Here is a 17,435-nt window from a genome sequence, read left to right on the forward strand (position 1 = left end):
TAGAACTATGCTTCACACGCTTAATTATACCGCCTCCGACTTAAATAAAAAAGCCTCACAACAAGACTTTTCCTACTTCAACAAAACATTAAAACAACATCACTTATAAAGCTTTCGAAAAAAAACTCAGAAAAAGGACCAAATAGGGCTTATTTAAACAAATAAGACATGCTGAGAAGTTATTTACAATAGAGTTCTTGGATAAGCAGCTTCCTTTAGTATTTTTAATAAATCAGCTTTATTAAAAGCTTATTTCCCTAAAATAAGCCAATTCAATTCTATATTATATTCATGATGTATTCCCTTATTAGACATAAATGCAAATTAATCTCACTTTAAATGATTAAAGACCATCAAATAGTGACTTTTTATAAAAAATAGCAAACATGAATAATAATCATATTTAATAGATTTTGAAGCCTTTTTTGAAAATTAAGGTCAAATTCTATTATTTTAAGAAATTTGACCCATTCTAATACTTAGTATAATGAATAAATTTTTTTTGGAATAAATAAAAGCCAATTTGATTACATATAACATTACATATAATAAAACATGAAATAAATTTTAGGCATAAAAACTCCATAAAAAATATATAAGACTCTAAAGTTATTAGGATTTTTAATTATATTTATACTGAATATCAATTCCAATTTTAATTATTGTTGAAAAAATCCATCATTTATACCACTTAAATTACTGTTATATTAGTTAGAAGTGAGTTTGAAGGTGAAAGAATAAGATGTCATTATCTAATCAAGCCATTGAATCATTACAAAAAAAAGGATACCGATTTGTAGGTTCAAACCAACATAGTGCTGCCAAAGTGTGTCACTGGACCAAAAAAAGTCTCCTGGATGAAGGTGTTTGTTACAAGGAAAAGTTTTATGGGATAAAAAGCCATCGGTGTCTACAAATGTCGCCAAGCATACCCTATTGCCATCATAAATGCTTGTTCTGTTGGAGGGACATTTCAATAACCAGCACAACTTGGGATGAAGAGTTTGATGATCCTGGTGAAATAATCGAAGGCTGTATTGAAGCTCAACGAAAACTTTTAGTGGGCTATTTTGGCAATCCTCATGCAAATCAAAAGAAATTAAATGAAGCTCAAACCCCTAACAACGCAGCAATATCATTAGCAGGTGAACCTCTTCTATATCCAGCTATAGATGAATTATTGGAAGAGTATAAAAAAAGACACTTCACCACTTTTCTGGTAAGTAATGGTTTGAGCCCTGAAAAACTAAAAAACATGAGCATGGAACCTACACAGTTATATTTATCCCTTGATGCTCCCAACAAAGAAGTATATCATGATATTTGTAATCCACAAGTTAAAAATGGGTGGGAAAACTTAAATCAGTCCTTAGAACTTTTATCCAGTTTCAAATGCCGCACTGTGTTAAGAATAACTTGTGTTGATGGTTATAATATGAAAAATCCAGAAGGATATGCAAAAATAATTCAGGAAAGTAATCCTGATTTTGTGGAAATAAAAGCATACATGTTTGTTGGAAGTTCTCGTGAACGGCTGAAACTGAACAATATGCCTAAAAATGATGATGTTCATCATTTTGCCCAGTCAATTTCTGTTTTGTCTGGGAAAAAGATTGTAGATCAGTCACCTGAAAGCAGAGTGTTTCTTCTTGCTTAAAATCTATTACCACTTACTCAATAGTACCATAATAAAACCTATTTTTAAATCGAAAAGTAGAATTTATGTATATGTTGCAAAATTTAATCAAGTTTAAAGGACACAATCACTTTATTGAATCATTCCAATAAATTTAATTAGGTGTTGGATAAATATACTACTATAAATTTAGTAAAAAATATTTTCACTTATTACGTGTTCAAGAGAGGTGATATAATGAAAAAATTGTTGTTGGCTATAATAGTAACAATAATTGTTTTAAGTCCGGTATACAGTGCGAGTACTAATTCGTGGGGATCTGGTTTTGCAATAACGTATGGAGAAACAACTTATAATAATCCTTCATACAAAAATAGTGTGGTAAACTATTTTGAGTCCCATACTAACCGTAATTTAGATGAAGCTAATACAGAAGTTATCACTGCTATGGAAGTAAACAAAGTCTCTAAAGATATAACAGGTCGAACATACCCTTCAAATCAGATTTTTTCTTGCGCAATGGTGGATTTAAGCTACACTCAAGGTATCAAAGTGGTTGTGGATGAAAGCAAAATTACAGTAGTGACCTCAAAAATGTATGCAACTGCATTGAAATCTACTGGAATTGAAAGTGGCTATGTGGTGGTTACTTCACCAGTTAGTGCTACTGGTGAATCAGCTCTAACAGGTGTAATGAAATCTTATGAAATAGCAGTTGGTACTCCTATACCTGAAAATGCCAAAAAAGCAGCCACCGATGAATTATATACCCAAAGTCAGATAGCAGAGCAAACTGGTCAAGACCCCAACAAAATTGCCGATTTATTTGACCAAGTCAAACAAGAAGCGCAAAAACAAAATTTAGATGACCCTGCACAGATTAAGGAAATTGTGATCAACATTGCCGCCACCTTGAACATCAATTTAACTAACGAACAAGCTCAACAAATAGCTAATGCTGTTGCAAACTCCCAGAAAGCCCAAGACAGTCTTACTGATTTCAAAAATCGGTTGGAAAGCGTAACACAACAAGCATCAGAGTCTCAAGGAATAATTAATCAAATAATGAATTACTTGCAAGGTTTCATAGACTATATTATGAGTTTTATCTAAATTAAATCAATGCAATAATCTAATATATAAAAAAAATTAAGATAAAATTACGATTTAATTAAAGACAAATTATATGATGATAACCCTAAATATACAATAAAAATCATTCTAACTATTGCATAAGATTTTTTAAATAGTATCATGAAACGGCTAGTATCCTATAGGACATTGTAACTCAAACTATCCCCACCTAAACTTGACACCATTGTGATAATATGTTAACTGCTCAAAACCATTTACAATTCATAATTGAAGTGGCCGTACTCGTGCAAATGGGAGTTGTGATCCTTTTAAATATTATTCCCTTTACTTTAAGCATGGTTTTATTTCTTTCTCTTATCTTAACCATGTTTTTGGCAGGATTGTTCAGCGTGGATAGTATTCTACTTTTTATCCCCTATGTTTCTCACCAAGAATTCACCCACCCTTTTGGTCCATTGGCAGTTTTTGCATGGGTGACTCTTTCAGCATCAGCCAGTTTGTTGAGTGAAGTTGAAATCAAATCAACATCAATTACTGCCCTTGCTATAATCCTTTTTGGAGTTATAGCTATTGCCGGGGGCTTGATGCATAGATCATTCCTGATTTTATGGTTCTTAGGATGGTTCATCGGATACTTCATCATGTCAAAAAGCTTCCGCAGAAGCGTGAAAATAACGCCAAAAAGAATATTTACAGGGTTTGGAGCAGTTATAGGTGGTTTTGCAGTTCTAGAAATTTTGTCTAAAGTTTTGAATGCTTCCGTTCTCAGTCCACTTCTTCGCCTCAGTCGAATAGGAGAATATGCCATTCCCAGTATTAAAATGGTGATAAAAAACACGACTCTATGGGGACATGTCCAAGGGTCGTGTTATTGGGCTGCAGACTGTCTGGGTGGGTCTGATGGCTATATTTCACTCCCCATGAACTTAATAAAAACATTCACACTGCCATTCCCCCTTTTTTTCGGAGTATTAGTGGTTAAAAAAGATGTAATCGATTACATGCTCCCCGGTATTTTCGGGTTTGCCTTCGACTTTGGATATGGAGGCCTTTTAGCACTGCTGGGTTGGTGTGTTATTGTAATGAGTAGTGGATTTTATGTGCTCCGACAATATCGAAGTAAAAGAAGAGTAGGAAGTAGAAAATTCCTTGGAAGAGAGGCTCTTTTAATAGGTGCACTTACTGCCTTCATATCTCAAACTTTAATTGGACTTTTTATATTTAACAGAACCGTTAACGGAGCCGCCATGTTAATCTACATTTTGCTATCCGCGATGGTAATGGCTCATTTGGTCAGCACCAAGAGAAGTTTAGGATAAATTTGTTTTTTCCAAAACAAATATTTTTAGAAGTTGAAATGTAGCTTATTTCAAACTATCACATATCTCAACAGCTTTTTTAGCAGCATTTTCCATGGAAGTTTCAAAGCTAACTCCTGCTTTTTGCAAAATTCTCTGCCCTTCTTCCTCATTTGTTCCAGTTAGTCTGATAACCAAGGGAACATCCCTTTCTGAATTTTTTAAAACAGTGATAACACCATTGGCAACATCATCTGCCCTGGTAATGCCACCTAAAACGTTTAAAAAAACAACTTTAACATTTGAATTGGATATAACTAAATTTAATGCTCTAGCAATGTTTTCTTTTGATGCTCCCCCACCAATGTCAAGGAATGTAGCAGGTTTTCCACCGTAAAGCTTTAACATATCCATACCAGCGAGGGTAAGACCAGCACCATTGCCAATTACAGCAATATCACCCTCTAATTTAACATAAGCAAATTCATCCAAAGGTTCGGTCCTTAGTTGTGTTAGATCAGGATGACGGTATAATGAATCGTCATCAATATCTAGCTTGGCATCAGCGGCAATCAAACCATTATCAGTAAGAACCAGTGGATTGATCTCGGCAATATTAGCATCATAATTTGAGAAGACTTGGTGAAGTTTCCAGATCATCGCCCCCACTTGCGAGATTAAACTGGTTTGAACCCCCATTTTTCGAGCTATTTCCCGAGCTTGAAATGGTAAAAATTGTTCCAACGGATTCAAATAATATTTAACGATTTTTTCTGGTGTTTTCAGTGCTACTTTTTCAATATCAACTCCACCAGACATGCTGGCCATTATTAAAGGTTTTTTAAGGGATCTATCAACAGCAACACTAATATAAAGTTCATCTTGAATATCGAGCATTTCTTCAACTAAGACTTTTTCTACAGTTTCACCATGAATTTGCATTCCTAAAAGTTCTTCTGTGATTTCATAGGCCATTTTAGGGTTTTTTGCGAATTTAATACCCCCTGCTTTACCTCTTCCCCCCACTAAAACTTGTGATTTTATGGCTACGGGTTTATCCAAATCTTCAGCGACTCTTTGAGCCTCATCAGGAGTGGTTACCACCACGCTTTGGGGCGTGATTATTCCATTTGCTTGAAAAATCTCTTTAGCTTGATATTCATGAATTTTCAAAATTTACGCCTCCTCACTGCTAAGTTCCATTCCTGCTTCAAAAGCTTTTAGATTTTTTTCCTCAGTTCCTGGTGGAACACTAGCAATTATGGCTTCACGCGCTGCGCTTTCTGATATTACCTTGGTAAATCCAGTTATAGCACCAATCATTACGATATTAGCAACAATTCTCAGCCCCACCTTTTCATCAGCAGTTCGAGTTGCAGGAGCATGATAAACTTTAACATCATGTTCTTCCACGAATGGAGCTATTTCACTCTCTTCAACCATGTCCGGATCAATTATGAGAATACCTCCGGGTTTTAAACCATCAATATAAGTTTTTAATGCTTCATGAGACATGGCAACAAAAATATCAGGATGATGAACTTTAGGATAATCAATTTCCTCATCACTGATAACTAATTCTGTTCTTGATGCACCACCACGTGCTTCGGGTCCATAAGATTGGGTTTGAACCGCATGCAAACCGTCATACAAAGCAGCCGCCTTACCTATTACTATTCCCGCCAGTATTATACCTTGACCCCCAAAACCAGCTATTCTAACCTCTTTACGCAGTTTTATTCCCCCTGATATGCTGATTTGGTTACCATAGGCTTGCCAGTTGTGCATTTAGATTCCAATAACTGGCAGACCTTTTCTGAAAATTCAAGTTCATTTTTATTTTGAAATTCTCCAACTATGATCTTTCCTTCCAATTCTTCCTCAGAAAGCTTATCTGCCCTTTTTTTAACAACACTCTCTTCTTTCATCCATTTCATCATATCAATAGGTGAACGCATCTTATTCTTACGGCCAAAATATGTTGGGCACTGCGAAATCACTTCAATAAATGAAAACCCCTTATTTTTAAGGGCTTTTTTAATGGCATTAGACAGTTGAACTGGTTGGGCTGTTGTCCAACGAGCAACATAAGTTGCTCCCGCAGATTTCACTAATTCTGAAAGATCAAATGGTGTTTCCAATGCACCATATGGTGCGGTAGATCCAAAACTACCCTTGGGGCTTGTAGGGCTGATTTGACCTCCAGTCATGCCATAGATGCTGTTGTTAATACAGATTACAGTTAGGTTGATATTTCTGCGAGCACCGTGAATTAAATGATTGCCTCCTATGGCTGCTGCATCTCCATCCCCAGTAAACACTATAACTTCATTTTGAGGATTTGCCAATTTGATGCCGGTGGCAAATGATATTGGACGACCGTGAGTGGTGTGAAGAGAGTCACACTTGACATATCCTGGTATTCGAGAGGAACATCCTATCCCCGAAACCATGATCACTTTTTCGAAGTCCATTTCTGCCATTTCCATGCCATTAAAGAATGTGTTCATAATAATTCCATTTCCACATCCTGCGCAGAATATATGAGGAAGTCTATCCTTTCGTAAGTATTTAATAAAACGGTTTTCCCTGTTTTCGTCCATCTTCTCCAGCTCCCAGGATACGATTAATTCCTACCCTTGGTGAATTTAGTGATTCTAATAAAAATCATCAGATTTAATCCTTAGTTGATTCAATTTTGTCTAGAATTTCTTGGGGAAGGTGCATTTCCCCACCTATTTTGGCAGCTAAATCCACTTTAACTCCTGGTAGAATTCTTTGAACCTCATAATATATTTGACCCAAGTTCATCTCCACAACAATGACCTTTCGAGCTTTTCCAACTGCCTCACGTATCATCTCATCAGGAAAAGGCCATATAACATCTATTTTTATAAATCCCACATTAACTCCTTGATTTCTTGCAGTTCTGACTGCTTTAAGGGCTGATCTTGACGGTGCACCGTATGATATTACAATTAATTCCGCATCCTCAACAGACTCTGTTTTTATCCGAGAGATGTCATTTTTATGGTTCAAAATCTTGTTACATAATCGTTTTACAAGTTTAGAATGCGTTTGAGGATTTGATGCTTCAGGATACCCTCTTTCATCATGGGTAAGTCCAGTTATATGTATTTTGTACCCATCACCAAATGCAGGCATTGGACTAGTTCCATCAGAATCTGCTTGATAAGGTAAAAAGTTTCCAGGTTCTTGGGTGGGCATTTTCCGGGCAGTTATGTTAACTTTCTCTGGGATACTGATCTTTTCGCTCATATGGCCTACGATCTCGTCACTCATAACCATCACTGGAACTCGATATTTTTCAGCAAGATTAAATGCTTCGACAGTGAAATCGAAACATTCCTGCACTGATGAAGGAGATAACGCTATTATTTCATAGTCTCCATGGGACCCCCATCGAGCTTGCATCATATCACTTTGACTGGCCATGGTGGGCTGCCCAGTTGATGGAGATCCTCGCTGCATATTCACAATTACTAGGGGTGTTTCAGTCATAACTGCATAACCAATATGTTCTTGCATAAGGGAGAATCCAGGTCCAGATGTGGCAGTCATTCCCTTCATACCAGCCCACACGGCCCCTATAACTGCTCCCAATGCAGCAATCTCATCTTCCATCTGGACAAATGTTCCTCCTTCTCTAGGTAGAAACAATGCCATGTCTTCAGCGATTTCTGTAGATGGAGTTATGGGGTAACCAGCAAAAAAACGGCATCCAGCTTTGATAGCTCCTCTGGCACAGGCCTCGTTGCCTTGTATAAAATAATTTTCAGTCTTCATCCTTCTCATCCACTTTTTCATCTACTTTTATTGCTTGATCAGGACACATCATAACACATAACTGGCATTTAGTGCATTTATCCTCATTTTCAGGCACAGGCACATGCACACCCTTTTTGTTCAGAAGATCAGATTTTTGGTAAACCTTTCTGGGGCAGAACTCAGTGCAGATATCGCAGCCCTTGCAGAGATTCTCGTTAATCGTTATCATTAAATCTACCATTTTTTGTAATAGTTTAGTATTGATATTTTAAATAATTGTTGTTGACTTAAACTGGTATAAATCCTAAATCCCAATATAATATGTTTAATTAATGGAAAACAATTTTTTATAGGATTTCAATCGATTTCTTCCACATACATTAGAGGATATTCTAAATCTTCAATATATTTCATTCGAACTGCAATTTTTATTCCATCATATTCTGAAACAACGCGTGCATCTAACATTTCCCCGGTAAGTGAAAGATACTGATATCTGTTTTCTGTTTTTTTCAAAAAATCACGATTAATTTCTATGTCAACCCGCACAATGCAAGGTTGTAATTCTAAGGATATCTTAATTGCGTTTTCTAGAGAATGTGCGCTTTCAAGACTAACTGGTGTCCCCACAAACTGGTGAAAAAGGGCCCCCATTGTGATTGCCCCTTCAAATATGGCTCTTTCTCGTGAGGTGATGTTTTGGAAGTATTTTTCATCACTCATCTTCATCACTCATCTTCACCTTGATCCGCATAATTGTTATAAATAACTATTCTTCAACAATCACTTTAAATAACGATAATACTGGAACTCTATTTTTAGGGAATTAATAGTTTATTCTACCACCATCTAATTGTTTTTTTGTCAAAATTTTAGTTAATATTAGAGATGGATAGTATTTTATTTAGTGATAGATTTAAAAACCTAACCCAATTAGGTCACTTATACGCGAAATGTTTGATTCCAATGTATCAGGAGGTGTGGGGAAGAAATAGCCAAGCACCAAGAAGAATGTTAAAGCTAGTGTTGCCAAAAATACTATAGCTCTTTCTTCTTGTATAGGGTAGAAAAAACTTAAAATAGTACCCACTGCCATGAAAGCGATGATAATAATTAGAGCATAATGTTTCTGAGAATTTGTTTTTCGTATAGTTTTAATTGGATATGTTTTCCCTTGTTCTGCCTTGATTATCAGCCTTTCCTTGGTTGAACCCAATGGATAACATGTAATAAGAAAGAGGACATTGCCTTGTTCAATTGACAGCCTGTAATCTGCTGGAACTATTGTACTGTTTATTATTTTATATTCAACATAGCCTATACCAGGCCATTCCAAAGTAACATTATCTCCTTGTTTTAGCTGATCAAGCTTAAGGAAAGGAGAACCATGCAAAGTACGATGGCCAAAAAGAACGACTGTTCCACTAGCAGGTTTAGCAGATTGTGGTTCATGATAAATCCCATAATCTACGGATTTGTTGTTAATTGCTTCATCAACACCAATTTTAGGAATGAGGATATAAGGAATATCTTCAGGCTTCTGATTAATGGTTTGAGTGGAAGAATAATAATTAACTTCTACCAATGCATAAAAAGAGATGATCATCATCCCGGCTATTATTAAAAAAGTGGATATTCTCATTATATTCACTGAGTGCTCTTAACTGATAACAGAACATTAGTTGTTATGAGTGGAGGGATGGGTGTTCCTTACATCCATATTTCTATTCAGATAAATTACCATGACTAGGACATCATCACTTTACTAGGAATTTCGTAAATACCTAAAAAAAGGTAAATGTAGTAAAGGGTACCTGTTCACAAATGATAAACCTTTGCTAAGTTATCGGAAGAACTTAGCGTAGGTTACACCACCAGCTATGCCAATAGCTGCAACAACAAATAGTGCAAATGGAACTCCAGTTTCTGATGTGGTAGGCACAGAAGCACTATTATGTGCTGCTGCAGTAGTCGGGATGTTATAAGATGATGAACCTCCACTTACACCATAGTCCGAATTTGATGATGCCGGCCATTGATAAGTGTAGGAGAAATGTTTACTTTGTCCAGGGTAGAGCAGAACATCCCATGCAGCAGTATCCGCCCAGGATACCTCTTTGTCAATATAAGTTACTTTAGGATTACTATAAGTGAGTTTTGAGTCTATAGGTACAATAGGTGCCCTGACAATTCCGGATACTTTTGGACGTTTATAATCAAAGTTTTTAACCCAAAAGCAGAAATGACCCTTCCACCAGACAAGATCTAAGCTGGGATTCAAGTACTCGATTTCATTGGGAAGGAACCATGAAGCTTGCAATCCAGGTTCATTTAGAAGAGGCCAAAAACTATTATTCATTCCAGGTTGTCTGATATAAGCAGGATGTATTGATGTGGGTTCGGGGTATGCGCGCAGTTTAAAGGAAACTGTTTTAGTTTCTCCGGGTTGAACTTTCCAACCAAGATCATCATCATCAACATCAGACATATACTTAATCATTTTTAATGCACAAGGATTGGTCCAGATTATGTTCCAAGTTATGGGAGTTTCAGGATCCAGAGTCCCCTGATACCTTTGACTTATTTTGAAGTATTCCACATGATCATTGTTGTTCTTGATCGTTGCAGTTATGGTAGCCTCGAGATAAGTAAATTTTACTTCTGCATCTTTTTCTACAACCCATGCTTTCTGATCTTTGAACGGATTATCCGCTGCCCATGAAGATGATATGGCTGTGAACAAAATAATTAAGGAAATCACAGCCACGCATATTTTGTTTATGTTCATCTTACAACCTTCCTATAAACTTTCTTATCTCATAGTAGTACTTAGATTTTACAGTACTGAACATTATCCTGCTCCATATATGCGTTTTAATTCTTTTACCATCCATTCTGGAGCATCTTGGGTTGGAACTGTTAGTTGAATATTTTCACTGTTCTGAATCAGGAACAATGCATTTTCACGTGGAACTTCTAAAACCACCATGTATTTTACATCTAGTTCACCTAGATTGGAAGCCCTTTCAAAGTCAGATAATCTCCAACCATAAGCATTTAGTAAACGGTTAACTTGATTTTCATTCCATGTTCGTGAAGCAGCGGCTTTAAGTAATTCTTGTAATCCTTTACCTTCTTCGGTAGTTGCTATTTGTTGACGGGTGTTAGTCATGGTTAATGTGTTTATGGCAATGGATTGTGATTGTTTCAAGTCAGCATCCATATCTCCACTTTCTTTTGCTCTTAAAATTGCTAAAACAGTACATCCACTAATATTAGGAGTCTTAGCAGACTCACCTATCTGAGAGGTTGGTTGCGTTGCGTTAGTTTCATTAGATGTATTGGTAGTTTCAGCAGGGGCAGTAGCATTGGTTGTGGTTAGGTAAACATCCACTGCGTCCCCTACATTAACCAGACCTCCAGCTGCTTGTAATCTAGATATTATTATAGGTACTGCAACAGTGTCCGGGGTTTCAATCACTAAGTTGGATAACACCGCAGCATCAGCTTCATTGACTACCTTTTGAGCCTCTGAAGTTTTCATAATCATGTTTTTCTGTCCACCAGCCTCATAAGTAATCATAACTCGGCCGTAGGGATCCTTCCTAGATTGAACTTGCTGTTTTTGATAATCTCTCCATGCCTGTGTAGCTGGACCTAAAACATCAACTGCTAACACCATTTCTGGAGTGGTTCCACCGTCGATCTCTGCTAAAAGCGAAGTTTTTTGAGGATGTAACGCAAGAGGTCCCTTAAAGTAAGTATCAACCTCTGTAATTTTCGTTTGCTTTGCATCCGCCATAGATTCCTGATATGGTGCAAAAATCATAAAGTAATAAGCAGCACCAACTAGCACAATAAATATAATACCAAAAACAGCTGCACCAACCAGGGTCCTCTGATCATCATCTGGAGCTCTCTTACCAAACCCAGCCCCACTAGTTATACTACTCAATGATCCTTTTTTCTTTTGAGGTTGCTTTTTAAGTGGGGGTTTCAGTGTAGGCTTGTCCTTTGGCTTTGGACGCGGTTTTGGCATGGGTCTGGGGGCTTTTTCAACAGATGGTTGTTGACCCTCATCTTTCCGACTAATCTTTCCTTTGGATTTTTCCGTTGCTTTGGACACCATACCTTTAAGACGACCCCCAATATCCGAATCAGACTTTTTTCCATCTTTTCGCAGATCAGGAGCATCTTTTTTATCTTTATCCTTTTTTCCTAAGATCTTATCTAACATGTGGACCACTTCTCAAGAAGCCTGCCGTATAATTTCATAAGAGGCACAATTATTACATATAGTATCGTGAAGATGAATAAAAGCTTTGCGGGAATAAATGCAATTGAGGATGAAATGTTCTGGGGTAAAAGTGTTCCAATGATCAATATACCGCCGACAACCATTAACATCATACCCCTAAACTTAGGATACTCAAATGTGCTTATCATGAACACCGCTACCACCGTCATGATGATTAATCCAAGGTCCATTCGGAACATACCCGAGAGGTAGAATGATCCTAGGATAAGTGCAGTGGTAGGTATAGGTAATCCCACGAATTTATCTCCACCTGGAACGTCACTTGAATCTGCCAGTACATTAAACCTGGAGAGTCGTAAAATTCCACATATAACTATTAGGAGTGATACTAGTATATTAATGTATTGGATCGAAAACGATTGGCACGCGCAAAACAAAAGCATTCCGGGAGCAACACCAAATGAGATCACATCAGAAAGTGAGTCCATGTTCTTGCCGAAACCATGTTCATCAACCCGATTAGTTCGACGGGCCACCCATCCATCCACAGAGTCAAAGATCACCGCCAAGAGCATGAACTTGGCTGCCAGTATTAAGTTTCCAGTGGACAGCATTACCACTGCTAAGAACCCTGAGGAGGCGTTAGCCAATGAAACAAAGTCAGCACTCGCCACATAATAAGTTATCTTCATAATAATGCTCCAATATCAATTTTAAGAATATTTTTAATGTTTTTTTCGCATTGAGGCAATTACTGTCTCTCCAGCCGTTGGTTTTTCACCTTCACTGACCATCAATTCTGTATTTTCAAGTGGGATTATTAGATCAACTCTGGAGCCAAATCTTATCATTCCAAGACGGTCCCCCATCTGTACTTTGTCACCAACTTCCACATACTGAACAATACGCCTAGCCACGAAGCCAGCTATCTGTATAACACCCACTTTACCAAATTCGGAATCTATAACTATTAAATTCTTTTCATTTTCAGTGTGTACACTTCCCATGGCAATTTTAAATTTTCCAGGGTAATGTTTAGTCTTGGTAATAGTACCAGAGATGGGAGCCCTGTTGACATGAACATCAAAGGGTGACATAAAAGTACTTACCAAAATACCTCGTTTTCCAGGACTTAGTACATATTCCATCAAGGGTTCATTATGATCAATTATTTTCACACAATCGATTTTCCCCTTTAAAATTCGCCCATCAGCAGGAGCCACAATTAAATCGCTGTCTAAAGGAATTTTCCGATTAGGATCCCTGAAAAATTGCATTAAAAAAGCTATTGCTGAAAACATTATAAAACTTATAATTACATAACCAAAAATAAAAGGCAAAACTGCTATTGTTAATAATATGCCTACTTTTTTAAAAGTTCCCCTGACAAACATATGATATCACTGTTGGTAAAAATTCAGTTTTTCAAATATTGCATAATGCGAATATGCCAAAAAGCCAACACCTATGAAAATGTATATATGGAGTTAATATGTGCATATGATAGTAGCTTTAATCACTTACTTATATATTTTAGAAACCTAATAGTAGCTTAGTATCAATTAGTGGTTAATATTTAAATAATAGTTATTGTTAGTTCAATAATCTTTAATTTAAAAAAATTGATGAAAACTTTTATTGGAATTTAATCAAATGGAAATTAATTTATATTAAGTGGTAATTGATGATTGAAAATAAGATAAAAATCCTAAGAAAAGCAGCTGAGGTTTCCACAGTCCAAGATTCAGATTATATATGGTGTGTCATCGCTGGTAACGAGGAAATGGTTAACAATGTGGCTTACTCTGCGATAATGGATAAAAAACGGGTCAAAGTATTATGCAGGGAGCATATTACCACCAAGGAATCATTTGTAACCAAAAAATTTGATTTTATCATGCTTCACGGCGAAACAAGTAAGATAAGAGAGTTAAGCATGATATGTAAAGAAAATGGTGGGGCTTACCTCAAAATTGCACCTTACTATGTTAAGGATGAACCCAACTTAATGTTAACAGTTGGTCCTGACAATTCCATAAAAAATTTCGTTGGTAATTGCGAAAAAAACAATATAAAACTTTCATTTCTAATCGAGGATCAAACCACCGGATTCATTGAAACTGACGTGTATATAACCAATATGTTGCCCCGTTTCATTCGTAACACCATTGATCCCTTATTTAAAATGGCGGATGTTGCATTATCAACTGTTTTGTTATCATCAGAAGATCAAGAACTTCCTAAAATTAAGGAACTTGCCAGATCCAATAAAATATTCTTAATCGAATTTAACAAAATTTTAAAGGAGGATTAATTAAATGTTCAGTTTTTTAGGTAAAAAAGATGAAGTAAAAGAGGAGAAGAAAAAAGCTTTATCCCACACTTTAGGGATAGATCTTGGAACTCTAAATACAGTGGTGGCCAAACCATCAGGTGATAAATTTGATTTATTCAAAATACCCTCAGTAGTGGCTGTAAAAAAAGAAGATCCAGGTTATGTTTTAGCTGTTGGAGAAGAAGCCAAATCAATGCTAGGGAGAACTCCTGAGGATATTATTGCAGTTCGACCACTGAGACAAGGAGTAATTGAAAGTATAGCTCAAGCAGAAGCATTACTTATTTATTCCATGAATCTTGGATCAGGAGAAGAAAAAGAAATTATAGACCGAATAGTTGTTGGTATCCCTGGGGATGCTTCTGAAGTAGAAAAAAAAGCAGTTGAAGACATAGGTATAAAAGCAGGCGCCAATTATGTCCTGGTCATAAGTGAAGGACTGGCAGCAGCAATTGGAGTCGGCCTACCAATAGCAGAAGCATCAGGAACAATGGTTATTGATATAGGTGCAGGGTCCAGTGATGTTGTAGTTATCTCGTTAGGAGGCATAACGGACATCGAAACCATTCGCAGCGGCGGAGACGATGTTGACTCCAATATTGTGGAAAAAGTTAAAGAAATTTATAACGTGGAAATAGGAATTCACGAAGCAGAAAAGGCAAAAATTGAAGTGGGTATGGTTCACTCAGAAAGTGAATCTGAAAGTGGTAAAACGACTGTAATTGGTAAATCACTTGAAACCAACAAACCAGAGAAAGTTGAAATAGATTCTAAGTTAGTGGCAGACGCAGCTGAACCAATTGTCGTTAAATTAGTTGATGCTTTAGCTAATGTACTTGAAAGAATGTCTCCAGAATTGATTTCTGGAGTTTACGAAAAAACTGTGGTAGTGGGAGGAACTTCACAACTCAAAGGACTGAAAGAACGGATATTTGAAGAAGTAGGTGTGCCTGTTGAGATTTCTGATGATCCCATGAATGTTGTCGCCAAAGGAACAGCCATTGTAGCAGCCGAACCACGTGCCCTGGAACCAGAAGTACGTTTAAAGGCCATGAAATAACATCTTGGAGTAAAAATCATCCATAACAACATTATGAAAATTTTAGGAATTGATGAAGCAGGCAGGGGTTCTGTTTTAGGACCACTTGTTGTTTCAGGAGTAGTTTTAGAACAGAATCGGCTGAAGTATCTAGAAAGGCTTGGTTTAAAGGATTCTAAAAAGATATCACCCCAAAGAAGGATAGCTTTATCACGTAAAATTGAACGGATTGCTGAATGCCATACAATACATATAACAGCAAAAGATATTGATAGGCTACGTTCAAGGGATGTTAATCTCAATGAAATCGAAAAAATCGCGATAAACCGTATCATCAGAGAATCTGCACCATCAACTTGTTTCATTGACTCAATTGATATTAAACCAGAACGTTTAACCATTGAGTTGGAAACAATTCATCCTGATGTGAAGGTGGTAGCTGAACACAAAGCAGATGATCGTTATCCCATAGTTTCGGCAGCATCTATAATTGCGAAAGTAGAACGTGACAGGGCTATTCAAGAAATAAAGAAGAAATATAAAGATATAGGATCTGGTTATCCTAGTGATCCTAAAACCATCAAATTCTTGAAGAACATTCCACCGGGAGATCTACCAGACTTCATACGCAGATCTTGGGCCACAGTTGAAAAAATAGTAGGATAGAACTATTCTAAACCATAAAAGAGGATAAAATGATCTACGAGTTTTTCACGAGCTCTTTAAACACCATACTTGAGATGTTTAAAAGTGGAGGAATCATAACCTATATCATCACTATAATTGGAATTTATGGATTTTTTTATTCATTGGAGAAGATTTTCTATCTGCGAAAAATATCCCAAGTTAGCTTGGCAGAGATTATGGGTGAAGTTAACAAAGCCATGGAAAGAGGAGGTTCATTAGAGGCTTTACGCTCCATTGGCAGTTATCAAAACCCAGTTTCGAAAATAGTGGCTGAAGCTTTGAAAATTGGTTTCAGAAATAATAGAGAAGTAGAAGATGCTATGGAAAGAGTATTTATTGTGGAAATGGGTCGTATGACCAAAGGTATGGATACTATTCGTACTATTATAGAAATTGCTCCTCTTTTAGGGTTGATTGGAACTGTTCTTGGCATGTGGTACACTTTTAAAGCAATGGGAGTTAATGCCAGTGCAACGGGAATGGCTGAAGGAATTTATATTGCCCTTATAACTACAATTGCTGGTTTAGCCGTTGCTATTATCATCCTACCCCTTTACAGCTTAATAAACAGTAAAATTGAAAGTGAACTGGATAACATAGAAATTGCCAAAAAAATGACAAACTGGCGGTCTGCAGAAATGCGTATAAAGATAAATGCAGATGTTGAAAAAGCAATTAAAGCTTTGAAAGAATCTGATGGTATTTTGGAAGCAAAAAAAGTTCTGGATGACAAAAATGCCAACATATGGATTTTAATTAATCCCCATATGTTGGAAAAGAGCATTGGTAACATACTCAAAGAAAACTGTAATGCAGAAGCCAAAATAGTGGAAAGTAAACTAAAACAATAAAAATTAGAAACTTATTTATTAATTCAATTGCAGGAATGGATTAATTTGACCATCGACACCCAGAGTTATCGTAGAAAATTACGGAGCAGACAAGCTAAGGTGAATTTGGTCCCCTTAATAGATGTAATTTTTACTATTTTAATATTTCTCATGGTCACCAGTAGTTTCCAGACAGCCACAGATCCTGGAAGCAGTGGCAAACCCCAAGTAAGCCAGTCCAGTGGAGGTTCAGAGTATTATTTAATACCAGTTGCAGGACTGGAAAAAGTGACAGTTAATGGTGTGGATATGTCCCGTGACATCCGCAACAGTGCCATTGCAGTACATACCCGAGTTATTGATGAAGGAGAGATCATTATTAAACCAAAAGACAGAGCAATTATCATCACTGCCCCTCCGGGAATGAGTCCAGATAAGGCGGTTAATATCCCTCAAACTTAAAAAAAT

General features: G+C 36.7%; 19 protein-coding genes. 8 read left to right on the forward strand and 11 right to left on the reverse strand.

Annotated features, from left to right (window positions below; all coding sequences use genetic code 11):
- Positions 1–742: 742 nt before the first annotated feature.
- From GXZ72_06655 to GXZ72_06665, 3 genes are all read left to right on the forward strand, one after another.
- Entirely contained in the window at positions 743–1,657 is a 915-nt protein-coding gene (locus GXZ72_06655) for a 4-demethylwyosine synthase TYW1 (protein ID HHT19222.1), read from the forward strand.
- Between the two features lie 216 nt (positions 1,658–1,873).
- Positions 1,874–2,749: a DUF1002 domain-containing protein gene (locus GXZ72_06660; protein HHT19223.1), complete on the forward strand. Its 876-nt coding sequence runs from the start codon at positions 1,874–1,876 to the stop codon at positions 2,747–2,749.
- A gap of 215 nt (positions 2,750–2,964) precedes the next feature.
- Complete coding sequence (locus GXZ72_06665) at positions 2,965–4,050, forward strand: hypothetical protein (protein HHT19224.1); 1,086 nt, start codon at positions 2,965–2,967, stop codon at positions 4,048–4,050.
- A gap of 45 nt (positions 4,051–4,095) precedes the next feature.
- Here GXZ72_06665 and sucC read toward each other — a convergent pair whose 3' ends face one another.
- The 11 genes from sucC to GXZ72_06720 form a co-directional block, all read right to left on the reverse strand.
- On the reverse strand, positions 4,096–5,202 hold the full coding sequence (gene sucC, locus GXZ72_06670; protein ID HHT19225.1) for an ADP-forming succinate--CoA ligase subunit beta: 1,107 nt from the start codon (positions 5,200–5,202) through the stop codon (positions 4,096–4,098).
- Positions 5,203–5,205: 3 nt separating this feature from the next.
- A complete protein-coding gene (locus tag GXZ72_06675) occupies positions 5,206–5,763 on the reverse strand; it encodes a 2-oxoacid:ferredoxin oxidoreductase subunit gamma (protein HHT19226.1) in 558 nt (185 codons plus the stop codon).
- 2 nt (positions 5,764–5,765) lie between these two features.
- Entirely contained in the window at positions 5,766–6,632 is an 867-nt protein-coding gene (locus GXZ72_06680; protein ID HHT19227.1) for a 2-oxoacid:ferredoxin oxidoreductase subunit beta, read from the reverse strand.
- Positions 6,633–6,705: 73 nt separating this feature from the next.
- Positions 6,706–7,836: a 2-oxoacid:acceptor oxidoreductase subunit alpha gene (locus GXZ72_06685; GenBank protein ID HHT19228.1), complete on the reverse strand. Its 1,131-nt coding sequence runs from the start codon at positions 7,834–7,836 to the stop codon at positions 6,706–6,708.
- Complete coding sequence (locus GXZ72_06690; GenBank protein HHT19229.1) at positions 7,826–8,047, reverse strand: ferredoxin family protein; 222 nt, start codon at positions 8,045–8,047, stop codon at positions 7,826–7,828. Before GXZ72_06690 ends, GXZ72_06685 begins: the two co-directional genes overlap by 11 nt.
- Positions 8,048–8,175: 128 nt before the next feature.
- Positions 8,176–8,541, reverse strand: a complete 366-nt coding sequence (locus GXZ72_06695; GenBank protein HHT19230.1) for a dihydroneopterin aldolase — start codon at positions 8,539–8,541, stop codon at positions 8,176–8,178.
- A 193-nt stretch (positions 8,542–8,734) separates the two neighbouring features.
- Positions 8,735–9,460 (reverse strand): class E sortase, encoded by a 726-nt coding sequence (locus tag GXZ72_06700; GenBank protein HHT19231.1) that lies wholly within the window; start codon positions 9,458–9,460, stop codon positions 8,735–8,737.
- Between the two features lie 201 nt (positions 9,461–9,661).
- Complete coding sequence (locus GXZ72_06705; GenBank protein ID HHT19232.1) at positions 9,662–10,606, reverse strand: hypothetical protein; 945 nt, start codon at positions 10,604–10,606, stop codon at positions 9,662–9,664.
- Between the two features lie 63 nt (positions 10,607–10,669).
- The gene (locus GXZ72_06710; protein ID HHT19233.1) at positions 10,670–12,055 is read right to left on the reverse strand and encodes a DUF515 domain-containing protein; all 1,386 of its coding nucleotides are present in this window, start codon (positions 12,053–12,055) and stop codon (positions 10,670–10,672) included.
- On the reverse strand, positions 12,049–12,768 hold the full coding sequence (gene pssA, locus GXZ72_06715) for a CDP-diacylglycerol--serine O-phosphatidyltransferase (protein HHT19234.1): 720 nt from the start codon (positions 12,766–12,768) through the stop codon (positions 12,049–12,051). The genes GXZ72_06710 and pssA overlap by 7 nt, the downstream gene beginning before the upstream one ends.
- Before the next feature lie 33 nt (positions 12,769–12,801).
- The gene (locus GXZ72_06720) at positions 12,802–13,470 is read right to left on the reverse strand and encodes a phosphatidylserine decarboxylase family protein (GenBank protein HHT19235.1); all 669 of its coding nucleotides are present in this window, start codon (positions 13,468–13,470) and stop codon (positions 12,802–12,804) included.
- A gap of 290 nt (positions 13,471–13,760) precedes the next feature.
- On the opposite strand from GXZ72_06720, the gene GXZ72_06725 reads away from it, so the two are divergent.
- Genes GXZ72_06725 through GXZ72_06745 form a run of 5 tightly spaced genes read left to right on the forward strand, consistent with a single transcriptional unit; the run spans position 13,761 to position 17,429 of the window.
- Positions 13,761–14,390 carry a hypothetical protein gene (locus GXZ72_06725; protein ID HHT19236.1) on the forward strand — a complete coding sequence of 210 codons (630 nt, stop codon included), beginning with the start codon at positions 13,761–13,763 and terminating at the stop codon, positions 14,388–14,390.
- Positions 14,391–14,394: 4 nt separating this feature from the next.
- Entirely contained in the window at positions 14,395–15,471 is a 1,077-nt protein-coding gene (locus GXZ72_06730) for a rod shape-determining protein (GenBank protein HHT19237.1), read from the forward strand.
- Between the two features lie 33 nt (positions 15,472–15,504).
- Positions 15,505–16,116, forward strand: a complete 612-nt coding sequence (locus tag GXZ72_06735) for a ribonuclease HII (protein ID HHT19238.1) — start codon at positions 15,505–15,507, stop codon at positions 16,114–16,116.
- Between the two features lie 29 nt (positions 16,117–16,145).
- The gene (locus GXZ72_06740) at positions 16,146–16,988 is read left to right on the forward strand and encodes a MotA/TolQ/ExbB proton channel family protein (GenBank protein HHT19239.1); all 843 of its coding nucleotides are present in this window, start codon (positions 16,146–16,148) and stop codon (positions 16,986–16,988) included.
- A gap of 45 nt (positions 16,989–17,033) precedes the next feature.
- Complete coding sequence (locus tag GXZ72_06745; protein HHT19240.1) at positions 17,034–17,429, forward strand: biopolymer transporter ExbD; 396 nt, start codon at positions 17,034–17,036, stop codon at positions 17,427–17,429.
- The last annotated feature ends 6 nt before the right edge of the window (positions 17,430–17,435 follow it).

The organism is Methanobacterium sp. (assembly GCA_012838205.1).
GTDB lineage: Archaea > Methanobacteriota > Methanobacteria > Methanobacteriales > Methanobacteriaceae > Methanobacterium.

Bases quoted from the DNA above. Each gene is read 5' to 3' on its own strand.
- GXZ72_06740 (HHT19239.1), top strand. From the start codon at position 16,146: ATGATCTACGAGTTTTTCACGAGCTCTTTAAACACCATACTTGAGATG.
- GXZ72_06730 (HHT19237.1), top strand. From the start codon at position 14,395: ATGTTCAGTTTTTTAGGTAAAAAAGATGAAGTAAAAGAGGAGAAGAAA.
- pssA (HHT19234.1), bottom strand. From the start codon at position 12,768: ATGAAGATAACTTATTATGTGGCGAGTGCTGACTTTGTTTCATTGGCT.
- GXZ72_06725 (HHT19236.1), top strand. From the start codon at position 13,761: ATGATTGAAAATAAGATAAAAATCCTAAGAAAAGCAGCTGAGGTTTCC.
- GXZ72_06690 (HHT19229.1), bottom strand. From the start codon at position 8,047: ATGATAACGATTAACGAGAATCTCTGCAAGGGCTGCGATATCTGCACT.
- GXZ72_06735 (HHT19238.1), top strand. From the start codon at position 15,505: ATGAAAATTTTAGGAATTGATGAAGCAGGCAGGGGTTCTGTTTTAGGA.
- GXZ72_06685 (HHT19228.1), bottom strand. From the start codon at position 7,836: ATGAAGACTGAAAATTATTTTATACAAGGCAACGAGGCCTGTGCCAGA.
- GXZ72_06720 (HHT19235.1), bottom strand. From the start codon at position 13,470: ATGTTTGTCAGGGGAACTTTTAAAAAAGTAGGCATATTATTAACAATA.
- GXZ72_06700 (HHT19231.1), bottom strand. From the start codon at position 9,460: ATGAGAATATCCACTTTTTTAATAATAGCCGGGATGATGATCATCTCT.
- GXZ72_06710 (HHT19233.1), bottom strand. From the start codon at position 12,055: ATGTTAGATAAGATCTTAGGAAAAAAGGATAAAGATAAAAAAGATGCT.
- GXZ72_06660 (HHT19223.1), top strand. From the start codon at position 1,874: ATGAAAAAATTGTTGTTGGCTATAATAGTAACAATAATTGTTTTAAGT.
- GXZ72_06655 (HHT19222.1), top strand. From the start codon at position 743: ATGTCATTATCTAATCAAGCCATTGAATCATTACAAAAAAAAGGATAC.
- GXZ72_06680 (HHT19227.1), bottom strand. From the start codon at position 6,632: ATGGACGAAAACAGGGAAAACCGTTTTATTAAATACTTACGAAAGGAT.
- GXZ72_06665 (HHT19224.1), top strand. From the start codon at position 2,965: ATGTTAACTGCTCAAAACCATTTACAATTCATAATTGAAGTGGCCGTA.
- GXZ72_06695 (HHT19230.1), bottom strand. From the start codon at position 8,541: ATGAGTGATGAAAAATACTTCCAAAACATCACCTCACGAGAAAGAGCC.
- GXZ72_06705 (HHT19232.1), bottom strand. From the start codon at position 10,606: ATGAACATAAACAAAATATGCGTGGCTGTGATTTCCTTAATTATTTTG.